The organism is Agrobacterium bohemicum (assembly GCF_002896715.1).
In the GTDB taxonomy this organism is placed as follows: domain Bacteria; phylum Pseudomonadota; class Alphaproteobacteria; order Rhizobiales; family Rhizobiaceae; genus Agrobacterium; species Agrobacterium bohemicum.
This window is the reverse complement of the sequence record NZ_PGEL01000028.1, coordinates 715,395-730,482: the sequence shown is the minus strand read 5'-3', so window position 1 is coordinate 730,482 and position 15,088 is coordinate 715,395. Positions and strand designations below refer to the sequence as shown.

The 15,088-nt window shown below is 58.3% G+C and carries 12 protein-coding genes; 9 read left to right on the top strand and 3 right to left on the bottom strand.

The genetic code is table 11. From position 1 onward, the window contains the following. Positions 1-33: 33 nt before the first annotated feature. The 3 genes from CUC55_RS22130 to CUC55_RS22115 all read right to left on the bottom strand — a co-directional run bounded on the left by CUC55_RS22130 (position 34) and on the right by CUC55_RS22115 (position 3,545). Positions 34-1,803, bottom strand: a complete 1,770-nt coding sequence (locus CUC55_RS22130) for an SLC13 family permease (RefSeq protein WP_067651103.1) — start codon at positions 1,801-1,803, stop codon at positions 34-36. A 184-nt stretch (positions 1,804-1,987) separates the two neighbouring features. Further along, positions 1,988-2,737 (bottom strand): TerC family protein, encoded by a 750-nt coding sequence (locus tag CUC55_RS22120; RefSeq protein ID WP_103089140.1) that lies wholly within the window; start codon positions 2,735-2,737, stop codon positions 1,988-1,990. A 154-nt stretch (positions 2,738-2,891) separates the two neighbouring features. After that, positions 2,892-3,545, bottom strand: a complete 654-nt coding sequence (locus tag CUC55_RS22115) for a TetR/AcrR family transcriptional regulator (RefSeq protein ID WP_067651098.1) — start codon at positions 3,543-3,545, stop codon at positions 2,892-2,894. Between the two features lie 169 nt (positions 3,546-3,714). Here CUC55_RS22115 and CUC55_RS22110 point away from each other — a divergent pair, with 169 nt between their 5' ends. The 9 genes from CUC55_RS22110 (at position 3,715) to CUC55_RS22060 (ending at position 15,078) form a co-directional block, all read left to right on the top strand. Beyond that, positions 3,715-4,914, top strand: coding sequence for an HlyD family secretion protein (locus CUC55_RS22110; RefSeq protein ID WP_103089139.1), 1,200 nt, complete (start codon positions 3,715-3,717; stop codon positions 4,912-4,914). Between the two features lie 21 nt (positions 4,915-4,935). Then, complete coding sequence (locus CUC55_RS22105; protein WP_067651093.1) at positions 4,936-6,519, top strand: DHA2 family efflux MFS transporter permease subunit; 1,584 nt, start codon at positions 4,936-4,938, stop codon at positions 6,517-6,519. Between the two features lie 369 nt (positions 6,520-6,888). Further along, positions 6,889-7,914, top strand: coding sequence for a LacI family DNA-binding transcriptional regulator (locus CUC55_RS22095; protein WP_103089138.1), 1,026 nt, complete (start codon positions 6,889-6,891; stop codon positions 7,912-7,914). 26 nt (positions 7,915-7,940) lie between these two features. Continuing rightward, entirely contained in the window at positions 7,941-9,395 is a 1,455-nt protein-coding gene (gene xylB, locus CUC55_RS22090; RefSeq protein WP_103089137.1) for a xylulokinase, read from the top strand. Positions 9,396-9,649: 254 nt separating this feature from the next. Beyond that, positions 9,650-10,960 carry a xylose isomerase gene (gene xylA / locus CUC55_RS22080; protein WP_067651083.1) on the top strand — a complete coding sequence of 437 codons (1,311 nt, stop codon included), beginning with the start codon at positions 9,650-9,652 and terminating at the stop codon, positions 10,958-10,960. Between the two features lie 667 nt (positions 10,961-11,627). After that, positions 11,628-12,260 (top strand): NAD(P)H-dependent oxidoreductase, encoded by a 633-nt coding sequence (locus CUC55_RS22075; protein ID WP_067651077.1) that lies wholly within the window; start codon positions 11,628-11,630, stop codon positions 12,258-12,260. A 244-nt stretch (positions 12,261-12,504) separates the two neighbouring features. Then, positions 12,505-13,605 (top strand): methionine ABC transporter ATP-binding protein, encoded by a 1,101-nt coding sequence (locus CUC55_RS22070; RefSeq protein ID WP_425352888.1) that lies wholly within the window; start codon positions 12,505-12,507, stop codon positions 13,603-13,605. Then, positions 13,595-14,263 (top strand): methionine ABC transporter permease, encoded by a 669-nt coding sequence (locus tag CUC55_RS22065; protein ID WP_067651071.1) that lies wholly within the window; start codon positions 13,595-13,597, stop codon positions 14,261-14,263. The genes CUC55_RS22070 and CUC55_RS22065 overlap by 11 nt, the downstream gene beginning before the upstream one ends. Positions 14,264-14,301: 38 nt before the next feature. Beyond that, positions 14,302-15,078 (top strand): MetQ/NlpA family ABC transporter substrate-binding protein, encoded by a 777-nt coding sequence (locus CUC55_RS22060; RefSeq protein WP_103089135.1) that lies wholly within the window; start codon positions 14,302-14,304, stop codon positions 15,076-15,078. The last annotated feature ends 10 nt before the right edge of the window (positions 15,079-15,088 follow it).

Sequence of the window (15,088 nt, the reverse complement as noted above, 5' to 3'; positions counted from 1 at the left end):
ATTAGGTTGTTTCGGCCTCTCCTAGACTGGTCTTTAGACTGGCCAGACATAGAGCAGCATGGGAATGGAGACGATGACGATCATGATGGAAAGCGGAGCCCCAAGACGCGGATAGTCGCTGAACTTGTAACCGCCCGGTCCCATGACCAGCGTGTTGCACTGGTGGCCGATGGGGGTGAGGAAGTCGCAACCGGCACCGATAGCCACCGCCATCAGGAAGGCTTCGGGACGAAAACCGAGCGTCGTTGCAAATCCGGCGGCAATCGGCCCCATCACCAGCACCGTTGCGGCATTGTTGAGGAAGGGCGTCACGGCCATCGCCGTCAACAGGATCATGCCCAGCGCCGCATAGGGTGGAAGCCCCTGCGCCGCCGTTCCCAGCCATCCGGCAATCAGGTCGCTGGCGCCAGTGGAGCGCAGGGAGTCACTGACCGGAATGAGGGCCGCCAGCATGACGAGGATCGGCCCGTCGATGGATTTGTAGACCTCGGTGAGCGGTATCGCACCGAGCAGGATCATCGCAAAGGCGGCGGCAAAGAAGGCAACGGCCACGGGTGCAACGCCAGTGGCGGCGGCAAGCATGGCTGCTGCCAGAATAAGCACGGTGATGAAGGCGCGGCGCTGCGTACCGAGAAGAATTTCCCGTTGCGCCAGCGGAAGCAGCGAAAACTCCCGCAACACGCCCGGCAGGTTCTTGCGTGATCCCTGGAGCACGATCACGTCGCCAGCCTTCAGCGTCAGGTCGGCAAGACGCTCATTCACCCGGTGGCCACGGCGGCTTACCGCAATCAGGTTGACGCCGCGTGTGTAGGAGAGTGCGAGGTCTCGGGCGGAAAGACCGCTCAAGAGGGATTCATTGCTGATCACCGCTTCCATGGCAATCAGATCGACGGTTTTCTGGCCATTTTCGGTAATGGGCTTGCCGGAAAGCGTCAGTTTGGCATTGGAAACAATGCGGTCGAGACCTTCGGATGTACCCTCCAGAAGAATGGTATCGCCAGCTTTNAGCACCACATCGGGGAAGGGCGAGACACGGCGGTGACCGCGAATGATGGTGTTGGCAATCACGTCGCCATCGGCCTGTTTCAAAAGGTCCGCCAGCGGCTTGCCGATCATCAGGCTGTCGGCGGGAAGCGTTGCCTCGGCAGCGTAGCTCGCGCCTTCCAAAATGTCCTCAACGGAGGTGCTATCCTTGGCGCGGGCCGGAAGCAGCTTGTAACCGAAGGTCAGAAAGGCGATTCCGACCACGGCAAGCGTCGCGCCCACCGGCGTGAAATCGAACATGGAAAAGCTCTGCCCGGTCATTTCCTCGCGCAGGCGTGACACCACGATGTTTGGCGAGGTGCCGATCTGCGTCATCAACCCGCCAAGCAAAGCAGCGAATGCCATCGGCATCAGATAATAGGATACCGGGCTGCCNGACTTGCGGGCAAACTGGAAGGCCACCGGGATCATGATCGCCAGCGCGCCGATATTCTTGATGAAGGCGGACATCACGGCCACAACGATCATGAGAAATGCCAGTTGCAGATGTTTGGAGCGCATCTCCGGGAAGTATTTCTTGATTGTCGTATCGACGATGCCGGACCGTGCCACCGAGGTGCTGACGATCAGCGCGCTGGCAACGATGATGACGATATCGTCGGAGAAACCGGAAAACGCCTTGTCGAATGGCACGACACCCAGCGCAACTGCAATCAGCAGCGCGCTGCACGCCACGACGTCATATCTGAACTTGTCGATGATGAAGGCGACCATCATTCCGGCGATCACGCTGAAGGCTAAGATCTGCTCGATGGTCATGTGGCGGATTTACTTTCGGAATCGGAAAAATCGAAGCGGCTGATTTTCCTTGCATGATGTGTCTGCAACAACGCAAGCCCGTTCCGTCAGTTCCTGCACGCCGGGAAAGAACTCTTCTGCCCTTTCAAAAACCGAAAAGGCCCGCACGGGGCGGGCCTTTGGCAGATCGTTGTTCGAAAAAAANTTAATGCAGCGCTTTCTTTTTCTTGCGCGCATTTCGCGAGACCATGTTCAGCACCTCGACCAGCGCCGAGAATGCCATGGCAGCGTAGACGTAGCCCTTCGGCACGTGGAAGCCCATGCCTTCGGCAATCAGCGTGGTACCGATCATCAACAGGAAGGCCAGCGCCAGCATGACGATGGTCGGGTTCTTCTCGATGAAGTTGGCCAGTGGCGTCGCAGCTACCAGCATGACGGTAACAGCGAAGACGACGGCCACGACCATGATGGGAACATGTGGGGTCATGCCAACGGCAGTGATGATGCTGTCGACGGAGAAGACCAGGTCGAGCATGAGGATTTGCACGATAGCGGAGGAGAAGCTGTTGATGGCAGCACCGCCGCCAACCATGTCTTCCTTGTGGTCTTCAGGGTCCACATTGTGGTGGATTTCCTTGGTTGCTTTCCAGACGAGGAAGAGACCGCCGACGATGAGGATGATGTCTTTCCAGGAGAAGCCGTGACCGAAGAGTTCAAAGACGGGCTCGGTCAGCTGGACGATCCATGCGACGGTGCCTAGCAATCCGAGACGCATGACCAGCGCCAGACCGATACCGATCTTGCGGGCCTTTTCACGCTGGTTTTCCGGCAGCTTGTTGGTCAGGATGGAGATGAAANTCAGGTTGTCGATGCCAAGCACGACCTCCATGACGATAAGAGTGACGAGCGCCACCCATGCGGCGGGGTCTGTCAATAGAGGGACAATGGAGTCCATCGGGCCTGTTTNCCTTCTCAGCTATCCGGCTTCGACAATTCGAAACACCACAGTTTTATATTCGAATGCGCGAGAAACAAGCGTGTGACAGATGTGTCGTGCCATTTTTNCTTGATATTGCGCGCATTGCGAGAAACGCGGAAGCTGAATGTGGTTAGGCCTTCTTGGTTCCATAGGCTGCCATAAATACGGTGATTGCGCTGGAAAGGACACGGTTGGCGTCTTCGGGTGGCACGTCTCCGTTGAGCTCACCGAACAGCCGCATCTTGAAGAATGTACCGGTCGCAAGCTCTATGAACTGGCGGGCTGCAAGGTCCACATCATCAGCAACCAGCGTTCCCTGATCGACATGATGCTGGAGAAAATCACGCAGCACGACGCGGACATTGTTCGGTGCCGCCACGAAGAACCGTTGCGAAAGCTTGGGCATGCGGTCGATGACGCCAAGCGCTGAGCGCATGGCAGGTATCATGTCAGTGCATGTCACCTTGTGAATAAANGCATCCCCGAACTGCCAGAGACCGTCACGCACCTCTTCCGTGCCAGCCAGAATATCACGCATGGACAGCGCAAATTCCGCACGGTGCCAGTCGATCAACGCTGCGAACAGCTCGTCCTTGTTCTGGAAGTAGACATAGATCGTCCCCTTGGAAACGCCTGCTTCCCGGGTAATATCGTTCATGCTGGCGGCATCGAAGCCCTTGGCCTTGAACACGCGCCATGCGCCGTGCAGGATTTGCTCGCGCTTTGCCGGGTCTTCACCCGCGGCAAAGCGTCCAGCAGGGGAGGCGGGACAAATATGGTCCATGCTTTTCTCTTCGGTCACGCTTCGATCCCCCAATAGTTTAGATTCGATTCAATATATCGAACCAGCCAGTTCGATAGCACTTGATATGTGTCAGGAAAANGATTAAGTCAATCGAACCGAACGGTTCAGTTCGACTTTATTCTTTTNCTAGATGTGAATGGTGTTACCGATGTCGGCCCAAAAGAGCGGTGCAGTCCGTGCAGTCAATTCGTCAGATGAAACCAAGGTGCTCGCCGACGAGGGCCAGCCGGTGACGGCAGAGGATACCGCTGCTCCCGTGCAGCACGCGGTGCCGGAAANGAAGAAGCGCAAATCCCTAGTCCTGCCGATTATCGCCATTGCCGTTCTGGCTGCCGGTGGCTGGTATGGCTACCAGTACTGGACGGATGGACGCTTCCTCATTTCGACGGATGACGCCTATGTGAAGGGCGATATCGCGGTTATCTCTCCGAAGGTTTCCGGCTATGTCACGAAGGTCGATGTCGTCGCCAACCAGGAAGTCAAGGCTGGCGATGAGCTGGTGACGCTTGATGACGGCGATTATCGCAACGCGCTGGAGCAGGCGCAAGCCCAGCTTGAGACGCAGCAGCTTTCGCTCAATCGTATCGATGCGCAGATCGCCGGTGCCGAAGCCTCGCTTGCACAGGCGATTGCCCAGAAGGGCTCTCTGGACGCCGCATTGCGGGGTGCCGATATCAACCTGAAACGCGCCAGTGAACTTCAGGCCAAGGATGTCGGCACGGCTGCATCGTCGGATAATGCACAGATCGCCATGGAACAGGCCAAGGCCAATCTGGTTGCCGGTCAGGCTGGCGTCGTTTCCGCTCAGGCGAATATCGATCTCTTGAGGGCGCAGCGCAAGGAAGCCGAAGGTTCGGTCAAGTCGCTTGAAATTTCCCGCGACAAGGCCGCTCGTGACCTCTCCTTCACCGTGCTGCGCGCGCCTTATGATGGCGTGATTGGCAATCTTTCGGTTCAGACCGGTGATCTTTTGTCGGTCGGTAAGCGCCTTGCCTCGCTGGTGCCGATGGATGACCTTTATATCGATGCCAATTTCAAGGAAACGCAGTTGGCCAAGATCGCGCCCGGCTCCAAGGTGCGTGTGCACGTGGATGCCTTCGGCGATCACGACATCGAAGCCACCGTTCAGTCCATCTCGCCAGCGTCGGGTTCGGTCTTTTCGATGCTGCCACCGGAAAACGCCACGGGTAACTTCACCAAGGTCATTCAGCGCGTGCCGGTTCGGGTCGTCTTTTCGAAGGAAGATCTCGCCAAGCACAAGTTGCGCGCTGGTTTGAGCGTGGTGGTCGACGTCGATACCCGCACCGCACCGGATAATACGCGCACGGCAGAAAATCAGTCGAAGTAATCTTCGATAAGGACCAAGATCATGGCGGCAACAGCCAATATGGCAGGCGGAAACGTCGCGGCGATCGATCCTCCGATGGATCGCAGACGCCTCATCGCCTTCTTCGCGATGGTGTTCGGCATGTTCATGTCGATCCTCGACATTCAGATCGTGTCGGCATCGCTTGCGGAAATTCAGGCCGGTCTCGGTGCCGGTTCGGATGAGATCGCGTGGGTGCAGACATCCTATCTGATTGCGGAAGTCATCATGATTCCGCTGTCGGGTACCCTTGCCAGAATATTATCGACACGGGTGCTGTTTGCCACCTGTGCCGCAGGTTTCACCATTTCCAGCGCCCTGTGTGCGACGGCAACGAACATCGATCAGATGATCGTCTACCGCTGCATTCAGGGCTTCATAGGCGGCGGCATGATCCCATCTGTATTTGCCGCCGCCTTTACGATTTTCCCGGCTTCTAAACGCTCGGTGGTGTCCCCCATCATCGGTCTCGTGGCAACGCTGGCCCCCACCATCGGCCCAACGGTCGGTGGTTATCTGTCGAATGCCTTCTCCTGGCACTGGCTGTTCCTCGTCAACATCATCCCCGGCATCATCGTCACTCTGGTGACGTGGAATTTCATCGATTTCGACAAGCCGGAACTGCCGCTGTGGAAAAAGTTCGACTGGTGGGGCCTCTTATCCATGGGCGTGTTCCTGGGCTCGATGGAATATATCCTGGAAGAGGGCAACAACAACGATTGGTTCAACGACACCCACATCGTCATCGGTGCAGTGGCGATGACGATCGGCGGCGTCGTGTTCTTCTGGCGCGCCTTCAATGTCGATTTCCCCGTGGTGGATTTGAAAGCCTTTGCGGACCGGAATTTCTCCATCGGCTCGCTGTTTTCTTTCGTCATGGGCATCGGACTTTACGGCTTGACCTATATGTACCCGCTCTATCTCGGGCGCATTCGCGGTTACGATGCGCTGATGATCGGCGAGACGATGTTCGTCTCAGGCATGGCCATGTTCTTCACCGCTCCGGTTGCGGGCAAGCTCTCCACCAAGCTCGATCCCCGCGTCATGATGGCCATCGGCTTCATCAGCTTCGGTTCGGGTACGTGGATCATGACGTCGGTGACGGCCGATTGGGATTTCTACGAGCTGCTGATCCCGCAAATCCTGCGCGGTTTCGGGCTGATGATGTGTATGGTGCCGATCAACAACATCGCGCTTGGCACCTTGCCACCAGCACGCATGAAGAATGCCTCGGGTCTCTTCAACCTTACCCGTAACCTCGGTGGCGCGGTTGGCCTCGCGGTCATCAACACCCTGCTCAGCCAGCGCACCGATGACCACTATGTGCGCATCGCCGAGCATGTGAACTACGGCAATCCCGCAGCGTTGGAATGGCTGAACAGCGTCGGCGCCAACTACGATTCCTACGGGCTGGACGGTGCCTCCGTCGCCGTCAAGAAACTCGTCGGCGTCGTCTCGCAACAGGCATGGCTTCAGGCCTTCGCCGATGTGTTCCTGGCGCTGACAGTTCTTTTCAGCTGCCTGATCTTTCTGACAGTTCTCATCAAGAAACCCAAAGCCGCGCCTCCACCGGGTGCCGGGCACTAATTCCACCCATCCACCGCAGCGCTGAGGGGTCGCCAGAAATGGCGGCCCCTTTCGTTNGTCTAGGGTGGTTTATTGAGCGTCGAAGGTGTCGCCTACCCACCTCTGCCTTGCCAGGCATCTCCCCNTCAAGGGGGNAGATCGGCTAGACGCGCGCTCATCACCCATCCGCACCGCTAAAGGTGGCCAAGAGGTTGCCACGAGTCGATCTCCCNACCTGAGGGGGAGATGCCCGGCAGGGCAGAGGGGGNTAAGCCACAGCCTCAACATTAGCCAACAAAACTCCCACCCGATCCCATTTCTGAGGTACGTACGTCATTTTCTGATTTACGTACCTCAAAAACTCCTCTAAGGAATCTTCCGGGAGGAAACATGAAGCCGACAGTTCACGATATTGCATCGAAGGCAGGCGTTAGTCTTGCCACCGTTGACCGGGTGATCAACCTGCGTCCGGGAGTGCATGCTGTCACGCGTGCCAAGGTCGAGACGGCGATCCTGGAGCTGGGTTACGTGCGCGATATCGCCGCTGCCAATCTGGCCAAGGGCCGTAGCTATGCGCTGGTCTTCATTTNACCGAACAACGACAATTCCTTCATGGCCGGGCTTCGTGCCGAGGTGAGGGCTGCGGCCTCGCGGTCTTATGTCGAGCGCACATCCATCCGCATCATCGAAGTGCCGCCTTTCGATGCGGCGGCACTCGCCCAGGCGCTTGATGTCGCGCGGCTGGAAAAGCCCTCCGGCGTCGCCTTCGTCGCCATCGATGCGCAGGATGTGGTGGAGGCGGTGGACCGGCTTGCCGATAGCGGCATTGCGGCCGTGACGCTGGTGTCCGATATCACTGGCTCCCGACGAGACCATTTTGCCGGTGTGGATAACGTCGCCGCAGGCCGCACGGCTGCCAGCCTGATCGGCCGCTTTCTGCCGGAAAAAGGTGGCGATGTCGCTGTTCTCGCAGGCTCCATGCTGGTCAAGGACCACCGTGAGCGGCTGGCCGGGTTTCAGTCCGTCATGGAAGAGGAATTTCCTGATCTGCGCCTGCTGCCGGTTCTGGAAGGACGTGACGACCCTGAAACGGTGGAGCAACTGGTAGCACAATGCCTCGAGGCCAATCCGCAGCTTTNGGGACTTTACAGTCTGGGTGCTGGCAATCGCGGGCTCATCAAGGCGCTGAAATCGTCGCGCCAGCCGTCATCGCCGCGCGTCATCGCCCATGAGCTCAACGAAAACACGGCCAATGCCCTGCGTGAAGGCATCTTTGACGCTGTGCTGAACCAGAACGCAGGTCACGAGGTGCGCAGCGCTATCAGGGTGTTGAAGGCGAGGGCCGATGGGCTTGCCGTCATCGACGCACAGGAGCGCATCCGTATCGACATATTCTTGAGGGATAATCTTCCCTGATGACAATTTAGAAAGTGGAGAAGAGCATGTATCTCGGTCTCGATTTGGGAACATCCGGCGTCAAGGCGCTGCTGATCGATGGTGATCAAAACGTCATCGGTTCGGCCAATGGTTCGCTGGATGTTTCGCGCCTCCATCATGGATGGTCTGAGCAGAACCCGGCAGACTGGATCACCGCCACGGAAACGGCGATTGCCGGTCTGAAGGCGAAGCACCCCAAGGAGCTGGCCGCCGTCAAAGGCATTGGCCTGTCAGGCCACATGCACGGCGCAACGCTGGTGGATGCGGCAGGCGATGTGCTGCGCCCCTGTATTCTGTGGAACGACACCCGCTCCTACGCCGAGGCGGCAAAGCTGGACGCCGATCCGCGCTTCCGCCAGATCACCGGCAATATCGTTTTCCCCGGCTTTACCGCGCCGAAACTGGCCTGGGTCGCCAATAACGAACCGGAAATTTTTGCCAGGGTCGCCAAGGTCCTGCTTCCGAAGGATTATCTGCGGCTGTGGCTGACGGGGGAATACATCTCCGAAATGTCGGACTCGGCTGGCACATCATGGCTGGATACCGGCGCGCGCAAATGGTCATCCGAACTTCTCGAAGCCACCGGTCTTGATGAAANGCACATGCCGTCGCTGGTGGAAGGCACGGATGAGGCCGGAACGCTGCGCACGGAACTTGCCTCCGCCTGGGGCATTTCCGGCAAGGTTGTCGTCGCCGGTGGAGCAGGGGACAATGCCGCGTCCGCCTGCGGCATGGGCACGGTCTCGGAAGGCCATGCCTTCGTTTCGCTCGGCACTTCAGGTGTTCTGTTTGCCGCCAACGCATCCTATCTGCCGAAGCCCGAAAGCGCCGTTCACGCCTTCTGCCACGCGCTGCCCAACACATGGCACCAGATGGGCGTCATCCTGTCGGCCACCGATGCGCTGAACTGGTATTCCGGCATTACGGCCAAATCCGCTGCCGATCTGTCGACGGAACTCGGCGATGAGCTGAAGGCACCGACAGGCGTCACCTTCGCACCCTATCTCTCGGGCGAACGCACCCCGCACAATGATGCCGCCATTCGCGGTTCCTTCATTGGCCTGTCTCACGAAAGCGACCGCAAGGCGCTGACGCAAGCCGTCATGGAAGGCGTCACTTTCGCCATCAGAGACAATCTCGAAGCTCTGAAATCCGCAGGCACATCCATCTCCCGCGTTACCGCCATCGGCGGCGGCTCGCGCTCGCGCTACTGGCTGGCTTCGATCGCCACGTCGCTTGGTGTTCCCGTGGATATTCCGGCGGAAGGCGATTTCGGCGCAGCGTTCGGCGCGGCGCGCTTGGGGCTGATAGCTGCGACTGGAGCGGACCCGGTTGCGGTGTGTTCTCAGCCAGACACGGAAGAGACCATCGAGCCGGTGGCGGCGCTGGGTGATGCCTATGAGGAGGCTTATGGGCGGTATCGGGCGCTTTATCCGGCGATCAGAGGGTTGTCGCATTGATGGTCAGCGGGTGGGGTTCACCCCCNTCTGTCCTGCCGGACATCTCCCCCACAAGGAGGGAGATCGGCTAGACGCTTGCTCCTTGCTCTATCCGCAGCTTTCAAGATGGGCGAGAGGTTTCAACGAACCGATCTCCCCACCTGTGGGGNAGATGCCCGGCAGGGCAGAGGGGGTAAGCCCCACCCACCAACACAAGCGAATATACCCAGGAACACTTTCACCATTTNACCACTATCCAAACTAGGGAGAAANCCATGACCACAGGCTTTTTCGGCGACATCCAGAAAATCAAATATGAAGGCCCAGATAGCACCAACCCGCTGGCCTTCCGTCACTACAACCCCGATGAAATCGTCGGCGGCAAGCGCATGGAAGATCATTTGCGCTTTGCCGTGGCCTACTGGCACACCTTCACATGGCCGGGCGGCGACCCGTTCGGTGGTCAGACTTTCGAGCGTCCATGGTTTGAAGACACGATGCAGGCGGCCAAGCTGAAGGCGGATGTTGCTTTCGAATTCTTCTCGCTGCTCGGCTCGCCCTTCTACTGCTTCCACGACGCCGACGTGCGCCCGGAAGGCAAGACTTTTGCCGAAAACACGAAGAATCTCAACGAGATCGTCGATTACTTCGGCCAGAAGCAGGCCGACACAGGCGTCAAGCTTCTGTGGGGTACGGCAAACCTGTTCTCCAACCGCCGCTTCATGTCCGGTGCCGCCACCAACCCCGACCCGGATGTATTCGCCTATTCGGCAGCCACCGTCAAAACCTGCATGGATGCCACCAAAAAGCTCGGCGGCGCGAACTACGTGTTGTGGGGCGGTCGTGAAGGCTATGAAACCCTGCTCAACACCGATGTGAAGCGTGAGCTGGACCAGCTTGGCCGCTTCCTCAATCTGGTGGTGGAATACAAATACAAGATCGGTTTCGAAGGCACGATCCTGATCGAGCCGAAACCGCAGGAGCCGACCAAGCACCAGTATGACTACGACGTCGCCACCGTCTACGCCTTCCTGCAGAAGCACGGGCTGGACAAAGAAGTGAAGGTCAATATCGAGCAGGGCCACGCCATTCTCGCCGGTCACTCCTTCGAGCATGAGCTGGCCATGGCCAATGCCTTCGGCATTTTCGGCTCCATCGACATGAACCGCAACGATTACCAGTCCGGCTGGGATACCGACCAGTTCCCCAACAATGTGCCGGAAATGGCGCTGGCCTATTACCACGTGCTTGATGGCGGCGGGTTCAAGAATGGTGGCACCAACTTCGATTCGAAGCTGCGCCGTCAGTCGCTCGATCCAGCCGATCTACTGATCGGTCACATCGGCGGCATGGATTGCTGCGCCCGTGGCCTCAAGGCTGCGGCCAAGATGGTCGAAGACAAGGCCCTGTCGCAGCCGCTGGCGGACCGCTACGCCAAGTGGGATTCGGCTGACGCACAGAAGCTTTTGCGCGGCGAGGTGAAGCTGGATGAGATCGCGGCGATGGTCGAGCGCGACAACATCAATCCAGAGCCAAAGTCCGGCCGTCAGGAATATCTGGAAAACGTGGTCAACCGTTACGTCTAGTGGCATCGCCTGCCCTCGTGGCAGGCGATTCCGTCACCCTCGACATCATCCTCGGGCTTGTCCCGAGGATCCAACCACGTTGCCAAAACCGAGACGTGGATAGACCCTCGGGTCAAGCCCGAGGGTGACGGCGGTGGGGGCGTGGTGCCGTTCGTTGCATCGCCAGCGTCTACGTTCGTTTTCAATCCATTGCTGTCGCTAAAACGGCAAAAANTATTTTTNATTTTTTCTCCACGCCATCCAACCCTCCAGCATAATCCCCGTGCTTTCGAAGCAAAGGGGTGCAACGCGCGGCACCTCCACGGTTCAAAAGCCGGTATCGACAAGCGGCATCTCCAAAAGAGGGTCGTTTCCGTGGACCCACCTCTTGCCATTGGCCAGGCAAGGGACCGGGCGTTCCGATAGGTATTGTGACAATGCTGTTGTAACGGGTCCGGCAAATGCCAAGACCTTTACCATACCTGCCAATGCAACACGCATTTGCCGGACATTCATCATCCCTCCGGCCTGCTTTTTNCATAAAGCGGGCCGGAGCGGATTTTGCTTGGTTACTTCTCTGTGCCTTCTTGTGTGCGGCGCAACATGACCTATGTTCGGTGGGTTTTACGGAGAGCCCGGCGCGGCGCATGCGTGCCATGACATGAGTGGCTGTCCCAAGGAGATTTTTATGCTGATCGAGAAATTGAACTGGCGTTATGCCACCAAGAAAATGGACCCATCCAAGTCCGTTTCGCAGGACAAGGTCGACCGCATCATCGAGGCAGCGCGTCTGGCCCCGACATCGAGCGGCTTGCAGCCTTTCGAAATCATCGTCGTCACCAACCCGGAAACACGCGCCAAGATTCAGGAGATTTCCTGGAACCAGGCGCAGGTGACCGAGGGCTCGCATCTTCTGGTGTTCGCTGCCTGGGATAACTACACCGCAGACCGCATCAACCACATGTTCGATCTCACCAATGACGAACGTGGCTTCAAGAACGAAGGCTGGGAAAAGTACCGCCAGTCTCTGCTGTCGTCCTACCCACAGCGTGATGCCGAAGTGAATTTCCAGCATGCTGCGCGTCAGGCCTATATTGCGTTCGGCATGGCTGTCGCACAGGCTGCTTTCGAGGGTGTGGACTCCACACCGATGGAAGGCTTCGATCCGGCCAAGCTGGACGAAATCCTCGGCCTTCGCGAAAAGGGCCTGCGCTCTGCGGTCATCCTGCCGCTCGGTTATCGTCAGGAAGAAGGCGACTGGCTGGTCAACCTCAAGAAGGTTCGCCGCCCGCTGGAAGAGTTCGTTACCGAGGTGAAGTAACCCTTCTTCAGGAATTGGGTCNATTTTTCCAGCGCTCGCTAATAATTGAAAANTCATACCTATAAANTCGTATCGCAGACAGGCATGTTTGCGATACACAAAGCCGACCCCGGCTTTTCCAAGGAAAGTTGAATTTAATGCTCCGGAACATTTTCCGTTGTCGAATGTGCCTCACGGCAGCATGAAGAGCGGCTTTTCCCGCCGCCGGGTCTCGACCTAACAGATTCCATTCGAAGAGCATTTTATGACACGACACAATTTAGCGGCCAGTCCCGTACCCGCCGGTCCAGGGAGTAGCGACCCGATGGTCGTGTTCGACGCCGTGACCAAGACCTTTGGCGATCCTCGGAGACAGACATCATTCACAGCCCTTGCCGGTGTCGATTACATTGTCCCCAGAGGCTCGATTTCCGGCATCATTGGCCGTTCAGGTGCGGGCAAGTCTACCCTCATCCGCCTCGTCAACGGGCTGGAGCGTTTAAGCTCTGGCAAGGTTGCCGTCGATGGTGTGGATGTCGGGGCACTGGATGAGGCGGGTCTTCGCACCCTGCGCCGCTCGGTCGGCATGATTTNCCAGCACTTCAACCTTTTGTCCTCCCGCACGGCTTACGACAACGTCGCTTTGCCGCTGGAAATCGCTGGCGTATCGCGCGCCGAGATCAGCCGCAAGGTCGGGCCGCTGCTCGATCTGGTCGGACTGGGCGATAAGGCCAACCGTTATCCTGCAGAACTCTCGGGTGGTCAGAAGCAACGCGTCGGCATTGCCCGTGCGCTGGCCACCGAGCCGAAGCTGCTGCTGTCTGACGAAGCCACGTCCGCACTTGACCCGGAGACCACGCAGTCCATTCTGGAACTGCTGAAAAAGATCAATGCCGAACTCGGCCTTACCGTGCTGCTCATCACCCATGAGATGGAGGTGGTGAAAACCATTGCCAGCCAAGTGGCGGTCATCGACAAGGGACTGATCGTCGAGCAAGGCACCACTTTCGACATCTTCACCAATCCGCGTCATGAAACAACCCGCAGCCTGCTGTCTTCAGCCGTCGGCGTGAAGCTGCCGCATTGGGTCACGTCCGGTTTGAAGCCAGATGCAGTGCCCGGCGACCGCGTGCTGGTGCGTCTCGTCTTCTTCGGCGACACTGCGTTTCAGCCGCTCACGGCGCGGCTGGTTGCGGAAATCGGCCCTGACGTGAACATTCTCGCTGGCACCATCGAGGAAATCTCCGGCCAGCCCTTCGGCTCGCTGGTGGTGTCCTATCCGGCAACGCCAGAGGTCACGGCCCGTGCCAATAGTTTCTATGCCGATACCGGCCTGACCACGGAGGTCCTCGGTTATGTCGCCTGATATGCTCTTTGCTGTTCTCTGGAAGGGTTTGATCCAGACGCTCCATATGGTCGCGGTTTCCGGCCTCGTCGGTTCGCTGCTTGGCCTGCCCATCGGCATTTTCCTCGCTACCAGCGGCAAGGGTGAGCTGTTCGAAGCGCCCATGGTCAACCGCGTCATCGGCCTCATCGTCAATGCCGCTCGCTCCACGCCGTTCATCATTCTCGTGGTCGCCATCATCCCGTTCACCCGGCTGGTTGCTGGCACCTCCATCGGCACTTCTGCCGCCATCGTGCCGCTGACGGTGGCAACCGTTCCTTTCGTGGCGCGGCTGGTGGAAGCGGCAATCCGTGAGGTGGACAAGGGATTGATTGAAGCGGCCCGTGCCATGGGCGCGACACCGCTCCAGATCGTCACCAAGGTGCTGCTGGCCGAAGCCAGGCCCGGCATCACGCTCGCGCTGACGCTGACGCTGGTCAGCCTCATTGGCTACTCGGCCATGGTCGGTGCTGTCGGTGGCGGTGGGCTGGGGGATCTGGGCATTCGCTATGGCTACCAGCGCTTCATGCCTGACGTGATGCTGGTCGTCGTCGTCGTTCTCATCGTGCTTGTTCAGATCGTGCAAAGCGCAGGGGATGCGCTGGCCCGCAGCTTCGACAAGCGCAACCGTAAAAACTGATTTCCTTTTCTTTACAATAACAAACGCAGGAGACACCCATGAAAAAACTCATTATCGCGGCTTCGCTCGCTGCCCTGTTCGCAGGCAGCGCACTGGCTGAAACCATCAAGATCGGCGTCACCCCTGCCGAACACGCGCAGATCATGGAGCAGGTGAAGAAGGTTGCAGCCACCAAGGGTCTCGACCTCGAAATCCTCGAATTCTCCGACTATGTCGTGCCCAATCAGGCGCTGGCGGATGGCGAACTTCAGGCCAATTCCTTCCAGCACCAGCCGTACCTCGACAATCAGGTCGCAGACCGCAAGTTCGATCTCGTCAGCGTCGGCACCACCATCACCACACCGATGGGCGTTTACTCCAAGAAGGTGAAGAGCCTTGACGAGCTGAAGGACGGCGCAACCGTCGGCATTCCGAACGACCCGACCAATGGCGGCCGCGCTTTGCTGGTTCTGGCCTCCAAGGGCGTTCTCAAGGTCAATCCGGATGTTGGCCTGAAGGTCACGCCTGCCGACATCACCGAAANCCCGAAGAACATCCAGATCGTTGAGCTTGACGCTGCCCAGTTGCCGCGCTCGCTGGACGATACCGACGCCTCGGTCATCAACACAAACTATGCGACAGCCGCTGGTCTCAACCCGAAGAAGGATTCCATCGCCATCGAAAGCGAAAAGTCTCCTTACGCCAACGTCATCGCCGTGCGCGCACAGGACAAGGACAAGCCTTGGGTCAAGACTCTGGTCGAATCCTACCAGAGCCCGGAAGTGAAGACCTTCATTCTTGAAAAGTACAACGGCACGGTCATTCCGTCCTGGTAAGCAGCACTTT

Excerpts from the sequence above, each read along its gene's own strand:
- CUC55_RS22105 (WP_067651093.1), top strand. The coding sequence starts at position 4,936 with ATGGCGGCAACAGCCAATATGGCAGGCGGAAACGTCGCGGCGATCGAT.
- xylA (WP_067651083.1), top strand. The coding sequence starts at position 9,650 with ATGACCACAGGCTTTTTCGGCGACATCCAGAAAATCAAATATGAAGGC.
- CUC55_RS22075 (WP_067651077.1), top strand. The coding sequence starts at position 11,628 with ATGCTGATCGAGAAATTGAACTGGCGTTATGCCACCAAGAAAATGGAC.
- CUC55_RS22065 (WP_067651071.1), top strand. The coding sequence starts at position 13,595 with ATGTCGCCTGATATGCTCTTTGCTGTTCTCTGGAAGGGTTTGATCCAG.